Origin of the sequence: Streptomyces sp. NPDC060198 (genome assembly GCF_042728415.1) — a bacterium.
In the GTDB taxonomy this organism is placed as follows: Bacteria; Actinomycetota; Actinomycetes; order Streptomycetales; family Streptomycetaceae; genus Streptomyces.
Genome location: NZ_JBHWZJ010000512.1, coordinates 1 through 4,050, shown reverse-complemented (window position 1 = coordinate 4,050; position 4,050 = coordinate 1). Strand labels below are relative to the sequence as shown.

3 protein-coding genes are annotated in these 4,050 nt (G+C 69.1%); 2 read left to right on the top strand and 1 reads right to left on the bottom strand.

Features of this window, described 5'->3' with window-relative positions; all coding sequences use genetic code 11:
* Positions 1-186: 186 nt before the first annotated feature.
* Positions 187-995 (top strand): IS5 family transposase gene (locus ACFWEP_RS32610; RefSeq protein ID WP_387375605.1). Its coding sequence is split into 2 segments (ribosomal slippage): positions 187-531 and positions 534-995, totalling 807 coding nucleotides; the frame shifts between segments, so codons are not numbered across the junction.
* Positions 996-1,029: 34 nt separating this feature from the next.
* On the opposite strand, the gene ACFWEP_RS32605 is transcribed toward ACFWEP_RS32610, so the two are convergent.
* Positions 1,030-1,347 (bottom strand): hypothetical protein, encoded by a 318-nt coding sequence (locus ACFWEP_RS32605; protein ID WP_387375603.1) that lies wholly within the window; start codon positions 1,345-1,347, stop codon positions 1,030-1,032.
* Positions 1,348-1,503: 156 nt separating this feature from the next.
* Between ACFWEP_RS32605 and ACFWEP_RS32600 the strand changes: the two genes are divergently transcribed.
* A complete protein-coding gene (locus ACFWEP_RS32600; protein ID WP_387375601.1) occupies positions 1,504-4,032 on the top strand; it encodes a hypothetical protein in 2,529 nt (842 codons plus the stop codon).
* Positions 4,033-4,050: the final 18 nt, after the last annotated feature.

The following is a 4,050-nucleotide window of genomic DNA, read 5'->3' as shown; positions in this document are numbered from 1 at the left end:
GACCACTCCCCCTCCCGGGCCGTCCGTCCGTCGCCGTCCGCCCTCCCTGCCCATGGCCCCGGAAGTCGCCGTGGGACGGCCGTCCAGGCCGTGTCGTGAAAGTGGCGCCGTCCGCCCGACAGGCGGGACTTTCACCACACGGCGTAAGGAGCCATCTCATGTGGGCACTTCGGTATTCTGTGAGTCATGGCGGGGATCGTTGAGCGGCTGGTGCCGGACGAGTTGTGGGAGTTGTTCCAGCGGGTGGTGCCGGAGGCGCCGTCGCGGCCGCAGGGTGGTGGTCGGCGTCGGCACGGTGACCGGGAAGTGCTGGCAGCGATCGTCTTCGTGGCCACGTCGGGTTGTACCTGGCAGCAGCTGCCTTCGGCGTCGTTCGGCCCGTCCGGAGCGACCGCCCACCGGCGGTTCTCGGAGTGGTCGAAGGCCAGGGTGTGGGCCAAGCTCCACCGCCTGGTCCTCGACAAACTCGGTGCCCGCGGCGAGCTGGACTGGTCAAGGTGCGCGATCGACTCGGTGAACATGCGGGCCCTGAAAAGGGGGACCTGACAGGTCCGAATCCTGTCGACCAGGGCAAGTACGGCTCGAAGATCCACCTGATCACGGAACGATCAGGTCTGCCCATGTCCGTCGGCATTTCCGGGGCCAACCTGCACGACAGCCAGGCCCTCATGCCGCTCGTGAAGGGCATCCCACCGATCAGCTCGCGCCGCGGCCGCCGACGACGCAAGCCCGGCAAACTCCACGCGGACAAGGGCTACGACTACACCCACCTGCGGCGATGGTTACGCGCACGCGGCATCACCCACCGCATCGCCCGCAAGGGAATCGAGTCCTCCCAGCGGCTGGGCCGCCACCGCTGGACCGTCGAACGCACCATGTCTTGGCTCGCCGGCTGCCGCCGCCTCCACCGACGCTACGAACGCAAAGCCGACCGCTTCCTCGCCTTTACCAGCATCGCCTGCACCCTCATCCGCTACCGCGGACTCACGCCCTGATTCGCCGGCGTGGTACAGAACGAAGGCCCTCGCTTTACGAGTCCTCGACAGGCAGCCCCGCCACGAACTCTGAAAGAACGGCGGCTCTCGGCGGCGCCTGCCCATGAAGAAACCGCTGGTAGTGGTCGGCGACGAGACGGCGCAGGTCTGCGTCGGCAGGTTCATCACCACTGAGCTCAAGGACTACCTTGTGCGGCTCACCCGTCATGAGCAACGGTCGGGCCAGAGCATCAAACCCACAGGCGTACTCGTCGGGCATCTCCCACCATGCTTCGGCGAACGCTCGGTCCTGCAGGACGTACATGTAATGGTCGTCATCGAAGAGGATCACGGGGCCTATCGGTGCAGTCACCCGTGGAGTATGGCGCAGCCAGGTCGGATACGTGCCACAGCACAGGCACTAGCCCTACGCGCACGCACCAAATGAGACGACGTCTAAGCTGTCGCCGATCAACACCCTCCAATCATTCGGGGTGTTGCGCGAAGAACCATGGGGAGGGCGGATTCGATGTCCGGGACCGGAAAGTGGAACGTACGAAGATCGATCGGTGCGGGCCTGTGCACCGCGGTGGTGGGGGGAATCCTGCTGGCTCCGGGACCGGCCACGGGCCATGACGCGCGACCCGTGGCGATGTCCCTGGCGCCGTCCGCCCAGGGGGCCGCGGCGGCCACGCCGGGCAGCGTCTCCCTCGGCGACGGCGAGCGGGTCAGCCTCGTCGACGGTGATGTGCGCATCACGGACAGCGGCACGGCCGATTCCACCGGCACCTACGCCTTCGGCTCGGCGAACGGCGCACTCGAAGTGCGTCCGACCGCGCTGCCGCAGCAGGTGCGGCCCACCAGGCTGGCCGTCCCGACCGCCAGGGCGGCCATGTCCGCCGCGCAGGCGGCGGCCACGTACACGGTGAAGCTGAACATCACCAACGCCGATGTGACGTCCAAGATCTTCTACGTCTGGAACAGCAAGACCTGGACGTCCTACGCCGTCGACAGCGACGCGATCGGTCCGTCCGCGTCCCTCAAGCTTCCGCCGGGCGACTACTTCTCCGTCGCACTGCACAGCGACTGGCAACGCCCGTCCTACCTCCTGACCCGCTCCTTCAAGGTCGGTACGGCCGCGACGACCGTCTCCTTCGACGAGCGCGCGGCGAAGGAGACGGGCATCAAGGTCGACGACACGACGGCCGCCCGTGAGGCCTCCGCCGTGTGGATCTCGGTGCCCGGGAACGGCCTCGCCGGATTCGCCGGGGCGGGCGCGGGCAAGGTGTACGTCACGCCGTTCTCGCAGACCGGCGCGGCGCTGCGGATCCACGACGTGCTCACCCGCAAGGGCAGCACGGCGAGCACCCCGAGCCCCTTCCGCTACGACCTCACGTACACCTACACCAACACGGTGCCCGCCGCTCCGGTCGCGTCGGTGAAGCAGGCCTCGCTCGCGAAGTCGGTCACCCGCGTCAATGCTCCGGGCACCCGGACCACCGCCATCCTGCAGACGGTCCCGAATTTCGGTGAATGGACCGGCGTCTACGTGGACTCGGCCGTGCCCGTGGGCGGCTCGGTCACCGAGTACGTCACGCCCGGCGTCTCCTACAGCAGATTCCTCGCCTACGGGACCGGGGACTACTCCCTGCAGCTCCCGGACCGCACCCTGGCCGCCGGCACCACGCCGGGGGAGACCCTCGGGGCGGCGCCGCTGCAACCGGTCCGGATCCAGGGCTGGGCCTCACAGCGCAGTGGCAACACCGTCACCCTGAACGAATCCGGCGGTCTCGGCGACGCCGACGGGCACTACGGGGCCGACAACCGGTCGGCGGTCTCCTACCGTCTGACACGCGGCGGCGTGACCTACGCCCAGGCCGTGGACGCACAGGTCAACCACCCTCTGGTGGCCCAGCTCCCGTCCGGCTCCGGCACGTACACCCTGGAGCAGACGGTCGACCACCGCGTGCCGTACCGGAAGCTGTCCACGACGGTGCGCAACGAGTGGACGTTCACGTCCGGCACCACGTCCCGGGCGACCGCGCTGCCGCTGGTCGGTACCCGGGTGAAACTCACCGGGCTCAACGCGTCGAACCGGGCCGCCACCGCCACCCCGGTGACCGTCACCGCCACCGCCGACACCCTCGCGCCCTCGGCGGAGGCATCCGTCACCGGCATCGAGTACTCCGTCGACGGCGGCTCGTCATGGACCTCTCTGCCGCTCACCGGCGCCACCGCGTCCCTGACGGTTCCCGCCACCGCGGCCTTCGTCTCGCTGCGCGTCACCGCCACCGACGACCAGGGCGACAGCCTGCGCCGCACCATCGAGCGCGCCTTCGCGGGACCGGGCGCCCAGGGGGACGAGACGGTCGGATCCACCCGGATCTCGAAGGTCGTCGTCAACGGCGGCAAAGCCGTCGAGTTGTCCGACCAGCCGCTGCAGGAGTTCAAGGCGACGTTCACCGCCACGGATCCGGCGGGCATCGCAGGCGGCGACATGTACCTGTACCACGGCTCGTACGACGCCCCGGACGGGGTGCTCTACGGTACCTGGCCGGCGACCTGCACCGAGGTCAGCGCGACCACGTCCTCGTGCGAAACCCACTTCGCCTACGTCTCCCCCCGTTGGACCCTCGGTCTCAACGCGCTGGCCGGCGGCTGGAAGATCGCGGCCTGGGCGGAGTCGGCGGACGGCAGCAGCCTCACCGATCTGCACGCCGCCGCGTCGGTGCCGATCCAGCGCGACTCGGCCCAGACCACCGACGCAGCGCCGGAACCCGTGGCGAAGGGCAAGACGATCACGGTCACCGGCAAGCTCTCCCGCGCCAACTGGGAGACGGGCGGTTACCACGGCTACGCCACCCAGCCGGTCCGGCTCCAGTTCCGCAAGAACGGGACGACGACGTACACCACGGTGAAGACCGTGAACACGGACGGCGTCGGGAACCTCAAGACCACGGTGACGGCCTCGGTCGACGGGTTCTGGCGCTACTCCTTCGCCGGTACCGCGTCGACCCCGCCGGCCACGGCGGCGGGCGACTTCGTCGACGTGCGCTGACGGCCGGAACACGAGAAG